Source organism: Methylobacterium sp. WL18 (assembly GCF_008040015.1).
GTDB lineage: Bacteria > Pseudomonadota > Alphaproteobacteria > Rhizobiales > Beijerinckiaceae > Methylobacterium > Methylobacterium mesophilicum.
In genome coordinates, this window is sequence record NZ_VRVD01000255.1 from 1 (window position 1) to 6,552 (window position 6,552).

5 protein-coding genes are annotated in these 6,552 nt (G+C 71.1%); 1 reads left to right on the plus strand and 4 read right to left on the minus strand.

The window, feature by feature from the left end:
* From FV228_RS17335 to FV228_RS17355, 4 genes are all read right to left on the minus strand, one after another.
* On the minus strand, positions 1 to 825 hold an 825-nt coding region (locus FV228_RS17335; protein ID WP_187277791.1), incomplete at its 3' end, for an ABC transporter ATP-binding protein.
* Positions 826 to 1,305: 480 nt separating this feature from the next.
* Complete coding sequence (locus FV228_RS17345) at positions 1,306 to 2,238, minus strand: ABC transporter permease (protein WP_147855768.1); 933 nt, start codon at positions 2,236 to 2,238, stop codon at positions 1,306 to 1,308.
* Complete coding sequence (locus FV228_RS17350; protein ID WP_147855769.1) at positions 2,204 to 3,163, minus strand: ABC transporter permease; 960 nt, start codon at positions 3,161 to 3,163, stop codon at positions 2,204 to 2,206. The genes FV228_RS17345 and FV228_RS17350 overlap by 35 nt, the downstream gene beginning before the upstream one ends.
* Before the next feature lie 34 nt (positions 3,164 to 3,197).
* The gene (locus FV228_RS17355; protein ID WP_147855770.1) at positions 3,198 to 4,988 is read right to left on the minus strand and encodes a peptide ABC transporter substrate-binding protein; all 1,791 of its coding nucleotides are present in this window, start codon (positions 4,986 to 4,988) and stop codon (positions 3,198 to 3,200) included.
* A 217-nt stretch (positions 4,989 to 5,205) separates the two neighbouring features.
* On the opposite strand from FV228_RS17355, the gene FV228_RS17360 reads away from it, so the two are divergent.
* Positions 5,206 to 6,552: M20 family metallopeptidase (locus tag FV228_RS17360; protein ID WP_147855771.1), on the plus strand; the 1,347-nt coding region annotated here is incomplete at its 3' end.

Below are 6,552 nucleotides of genomic sequence, written 5' to 3' on the forward strand. Positions count from 1 at the left end.
GCGCATCGGCCGGGCCCGGCCCGCCATGGCGCCGAGCCGCGGCACGGCCGCCAGCAGGGCCCGGGTGTAGGGATCCTCGGGCGCGGAAAAGATCCGTGCGGTGGGGCCGGCCTCCACGGCGCGGCCGCGATACATCACCACCGTGCGGTCGGCGATCTCGGCGACCACGCCCATGTCGTGGGTGATGAACAGGACCGACATGCCCTCCTCGTCCTGGAGGCTCTTGATCAGGTCGAGGATCTGGGCCTGGATCGTCACGTCGAGCGCCGTGGTCGGCTCGTCGGCGATCAGGAGTTTGGGCCGGCAGGCCAGCGCCATGGCGATCATCACCCGCTGGCGCATGCCGCCGGAGAACAGGTGCGGGTATTGATGGATCCGCGACCGGGCGCCCGGGATCCGTACCTTGTCGAGCAGCCGGACCACCTCGGCCTCGGCGGCGGCCCGCGACAGGCCCCGGTGCCGGATCAGCGCCTCGGCGATCTGGAAGCCGACGGTCAGGACCGGGTTCAGGGAGGTCATCGGCTCCTGGAAGATCATGGCGATGGCGTCGCCCCGGACCTGGCGCATCTCGGCCTCGGAGGCGGTGAGCAGCTCCCGGCCCTCGAACCGCACGCTGCCGCCGACGCGGCTGGCGTCCCGGGCGAGCAGCCGCATGATCGACATCGCGGTGACGCTCTTGCCGGAGCCGGATTCGCCCACCAGCGCCACGGTCTCCCGCGGGCCGATATCGAACGCAACGCCGTGCACCACCTCGCGCCAGCGCCCGTCGGAGCGGAAGGCGGCGGTGAGGTCGCGCACCGAGAGGATCGGGTCCGTCACGGGCATTTTTCCTCACCCATCCGCGTTTCAAGCTGCGCCGCGCGTCCCACCCGCACCCTTATCCCATGCGGATGCCAGCACCGTTGCGGGCTGGGACGGGCGGGAGACGACCCGCGCATCTCCCTTCCCCCTCTGCGGGCTACGACGTTCAGACATCGGCACTCATAGGGCGCGACGAACCCCCTCTCCCGCACGGGAGAGGGGACCTGCGCCTGATCCTGCAACCGTTTTGCCCAGCCCGATCTGTGAATCCGGCAGCCTCTGCGGGGGAGGGTGGCCCCCGAAGGGAGGCCGGCCGGTACGAAGTCGCGCAAGAGGGAAGCGACGGGGCAGAACAGGGCTTGGCCCGTCTTGCCAGTCGCGCACTTTGCTGAACCCGGGCTCCCCTCTCCCGACCCCTGCTGACGCAGGGGCCACCCTCCCCCGCAGAGGGGGGAGGGAAGGCGCACGGCGATCTGGCCGCTCTCGAAGCTGCGCCGCCCCACCTCAAAAAACCCGGCGCGGGTCGAGGGCGTCGCGCAGGCCGTCGCCGATGAAGTTGATCGACAGGACCGTCAAAAAGATCGCGCCGCCGGGGAACAGCGCCCAGTGCGGGGCGACGTCGAGATGGTCCTTGGCGTCGAACAGCAGCCGGCCCCAGGTCGGGATGTCCGGGGGGAAGCCCAGCCCCAGGAACGAGAGGGTCGATTCCGCGATGATCGCCGCCGAGACCTCGATGGAGGCGGCCACGATCACCGGCCCGAGCGCGTTCGGCAGGATGTGGCGGCGCACGAGGTGCCCGGTGGTGGCGCCCTGCGAGCGGGCCGCCTCGACGAACTCCTTCTCGCGGAGCGTCAGGAACTGCGCCCGCACCAGCCGGGCGACCGGCATCCAGCGCAGGCCGCCGATCACCGCGACGATCATGAAGAAGACGCCGCCCTGGACCCCGAACACGGCCTTCAGGCTGTCGCGGAACAGGTAGATCACCAGGAGCAGCAGGGGCAGTTGCGGCAGCGACAGGAACAGGTCGGTGAGCCACATCAGGGCCGGGTCGAGCAGGCGGCGCGACATGCCGGCCAGCGCCCCGACCACGACCCCGATCAGGCTCGCCACCGCCATGGCGGCGAAGCCCACCGCGAGCGAGATCCGGCCGCCGTAGATCATCCGGGCGAGCAGGTCCTGGCCGAGGTCGTCGGTGCCGAACGGGTGCGCCCAGGACGGCCCCTGGAGCTGGGCCGAGAAGTCGATGTCGTCGATGGCCAGCGGCCAGATCAGGCCGCCGAACAGCACGCCGCCGACCAGCACCGCCAGCACGGCGACGCTGGCCAGCGCCAGCCGGTGCCGGCGGAAGCGCCGCCAGGTCTCCCGCCCGGGCGAGGCCGGGGCGCGGGCGAGGGGTGGCGCCTCAACGGAGGGCGATGCGAGGGTCGAGCCAGCCATAGAGCAGGTCCGCGACGAGGTTGAACAGGACGACGAGGCCGGCGAACACGAAGGTCACGGCCATCACCACCGGGGTGTCGTTGGCCAGCATCGCGTCGATCAGCAGGGAGCCGATGCCGGGGATCCGGAAGATCTGCTCGGTGACGATGGCGCCGCCGAACACCGCCGGGATCTGGAGGGCGACGAGCGTCACCACCGGGATCAGCGCGTTGCGGGCGATGTGCCGGCGGGTCACCGTGCCCTCGGTCAGCCCCTTGGCCCGGGCCGTGGTGACGTAGTCGAGGCGGGCGACGTCCAGCGCCGAGGCGCGCACGTACCGGGTGTAGGAGGCGGCCTGGAAGAAGCCCAGCACCGCCACCGGCATGATCGCCTGCCGCACGCTCTCCCAGGCCCAGGCCAGCCCGGTGCCGGGCAGGTCGGCCTGGTAGACGAAGGGCAGCCAGCCGAGCTTGATCGAGAACAGCAGGATGAACAGCAGGCCGGTGAAGAAGGTCGGCAGCGAGAAGCCCACGAAGGCCAGGGTGTTGGCGACCTGGTCGGCCAGCGAGTAGGGCCGGCGGGCGGCGTAGAGGCCGACCGGGACCGCCACCAGCAGGGCCAGGACCTGCGAGGACCCGACCACGAACAGGGTGGTCGGCAGCCGCTGCAGGATCAGCGTGTCGACGTTCACCCGGCTGGCGAAGGAGAAGCCCCAGTCGCCGTGCAGCATCGCCCAGAGCCAGCGCAGGTAGCGGGTGAAGATCGGGTCATCGAGCCCGAACTTGAGCCGCAGGGCCGCGCGCACCTCCGGGGGCACGTTCGGGTTGGCGGCGAGTTCGCCGAACGGGTCGCCCGGCGCGAGCGCCAGGACGACGAACAGGATCAGGCTGATCCCGAGCAGGCTCGGGATCGCGATCAAGAGCCTGCGCAGGATGTAGGCGCCCATTGGTGTGCCTCGACTCTCGGCGCGCGTCTCCCGCTCAGGCCTCCCGGCTCCATTCGGGCAGGAACGCCAGGTCGTTGTCCCAGCCGCTGCGCGGCGCCACCAGCTTGGCGGCGGCCCCCGAGACCTCGGCCCGGTGGATGAGCGGCAGGATGTTCTCCGAGACCGCGAGGTCGTTGGCCTTGATCAACAGGGCGGCGCGCTTGACCGGATCGAGCTCGGCCTGGGCGGCCTTGTAGGCCGCGTCGTAATCCGCGTTGCGCCAGCGCGCGATGTTGCGGCCCTGCCACTTGTTCTCCTTGGTGGCGGCCTCCCACGAGACGTACTGGAGCAGCCAGGTCGAGGGGTCGGCCTGGGTCATGCTGATCGCGTACATCTCCATGTCCGCGTAGAAATGCGGGAACGTGTCCGGGTTGGCGGTGTCGGAGGAGAAGAACACCGAGCCGGTGACCGATTTCAGCTCGATCTCGATGCCGGCCTTGGCCGCCGCCTGCTTGATGATCGCCTGGGTCTTCTGGCGCGGGGCGTTGATCGAGGTCTGGAACAGCAGCTTCAGGCGCTTGCCGTCCTTGGCCCGCACGCCGTCCGAGCCCTTCGCCCAGCCGGCCTCGTCGAGGAGCGCGTTGGCCTTGGCCGGATCGAACGCGAAGCTGGTGTTCTTCGAGACGAAGCGCTCCGGGCCGTTGACCGAGTTGGCCGTGGCCCGGCCGGTGCGGCCGTAGATGTAGTCCTGGATCGACTTGCGATCGACCAGGAGGTTCATCGCGTGGCAGACCTTCGGGTCGGAGAAGGCGGGGTGCTTGGTCTTGAGCGAGGAGCGCTCGCCGTCGACCTCGACGTTCGGGTCGGTGGTGTTGAGCAGCAGGAACTCGAGCTTGCCGCCGTAGACGACGTCGACCCGGCCCTTGCCGCCGGTCTCCAGGCGCTTGAGCACCTCGTCCTCGACGAGCAGGTTCCAGGCGTAGTCGTACTCGCCGGTCTGGAGCACCGCGCGCGCCGCCGAGACCGCGTCGCCGCCGCCCTTCATCTCGATCGTGTCGAAATAGGGCCGGTTGGGCAGGTGGTAGTTCGGGTTGCGCTCGCCGCGGACGATGTCGCCGGGCCGGAACTCGAGGAACCGGTACGGGCCGGTGCCCACGGGGGCGAGGTTCTGCGGCGCGTCCCGGGACTTGGCGCCGGCATAGGCGGCGAACAGGTGCTTCGGGATCACCATGCCGACGGTGCCCACGAAGGCATCGCTCCAGTACGGCGTCGGCTTGTCGAACAGGATCCGGATGCTGAGGTCGTCGACCTTCTCGACGGTGCAATCCTTGTAGGAGCCGATCGTCACCGCCGCGGTGGCGGGGTCGCGGGCATAGGCCCAGGTGAACACGAGGTCGTCGGCGGTGAGCGGCTTGCCGTCGTGCCAGGTGACGCCCGGCTTGATCTTCCAGACCACCGAGCGGCCGTCCGCGGCCAGCCCGCCATTCTCCTTGGACGGGATCTCGGCGGCCAGCACCGGCACGAGGTTGCCGTCCGCGTCCCAGGCCGCCAGCGGCTCGTAGAAGATCCGCGAGGCCTCCTGGTCCTTGGTGCCGATGGCGAAATGCGGGTTGATCAGGGTCGGCGCCTGCCACCAGAGCAGGCGCAGCGCACCGCCGCCGCCGGCCTTGGCCGGCTTGTAGCCGGCGCGGATGTCGGCGGCCATCGCCACCCCGTTCCCGGCCAGCATCAGCCCGGCCATCGGCGCGGAGAGGCCGACCGCCAGCATCCGCTGCACGAAGCCGCGCCGTGACAGGTCCCCGGACTTCACCCGCCCGATGAGCCCGCGCAGATCCCGCTCGTCCATGCATCGATCCCTGATTGTCGCCGCGACCCGCACAGCATCCTTCTGGGTGCGGCTTTGGCAAGGCCCTTGGCAAGGGGCGCGCCAGTTACGCTTGGGGCGAAACGTCGTCGCCGGGGCTCGGCAGCCTGGCCCCGGGCCTGCATGACGGGTCGGACACGCAGGGCGCCGCACCCGCTATGGGTGCGCATCGACGCGAGACACGCTCGGAGACGACCCGATGGACAACCGCAACACCGTGTGGCGCCACGTGGACACGCAGAAGGCGCGGCTGATCGCCCTGTCCGAGCGCGTCTGGGGCATGCCGGAGGTCTGCTACACGGAGGAGCGCTCCTGCGCCGAGCACGCGGCGGAGCTGCGCCACCAGGGTTTTCGCGTCACCGAGCAGGTCGCGGGCATCCCCACGGCGGTGATGGGCGAGGCCGGAGAGGGCGGTCCGGTCATCGCCTTCCTGGGCGAGTACGACGCGCTGCCGGGCCTGTCTCAGGAGGCGGGCGTGGCCGAGCACCGGCCCGTCGAGCCGGGCGGCCACGGCCATGGCTGCGGCCACAACCTGCTCGGGGCGGCGGCTCTGTTGGCCGCCACCGCCGTGAAGGACTGGCTCGCCGAGACCGGCACCCCCGGCCGCGTGCGCTATTACGGCTGCCCGGCCGAGGAGGGCGGGGCCGCCAAGGCGTTCATGGTCCGCGCCGGCGCCTTCGCGGATGCCGACATCGCGATCTCCTGGCATCCCGGCAGCTTCTGGGAGGTGGCGCCCCCGGTGGCGCTCGCCAACACACGGGCGGACTTCATCTTCACCGGCCGGACCGCCCACGCGGCGGCCGCGCCGCATCTCGGCCGCTCGGCGCTGGACGCGGTGGAGCTGATGAGCGTCGGCGTGAACTACATGCGCGAGCACATGCCCTCCGACGCACGCGTGCACTACGCCTATCTCGACGCTGGGGGCATCGCCCCCAACGTCGTCCAGGCGAGCGCCCGGGTGCGCTACTCGATCCGGGCGCGGGACCTGCCGGGGATGCTCGCCCTGGTCGAGCGGGTGAAGAAGGTGGCCGAGGGCGCCGCCCTGATGACCGAGACCAGCGTCGAGGTGCGGATCGTCAGCGCCGTCTCGAACCTGCTCGGCAACGACCCGCTGGAGCAGGCGCTCCACGGCGTCATGGAGGACCTCGGGCCGCCCCATTTCGACGCGGCCGACCGGGCCTTCGCCTCCGCGATCCGGGGGACGCTCAGCGACGGCGACATCGATGCCGTGTTCCGCGCCATCGGGCTGCCCCGCACGGAGGCACCGCTCGCCGATTTCCTGGTCCCGCGCGACGCCCCGCGCAACCCGGCGGTGGGCTCCACCGATGTCGGCGACGTGAGCTGGGTGGTGCCGACGGTGCAGGCCCACGCGCCGACCGTGGCGATCGGAACCCCGTTCCACACCTGGCAGGTGGTCGCCCAGGGGCGCAGCCCCGCGGCCCACAAGGCGATGGTCCAGGTCGCCAAGGCGATGGCCGCCACCGGCGCCCTGGCGCTCACCGATCCGGCCCTGCGGGAGGCCGCCAAGGCTGACCTCGCCCGCCGG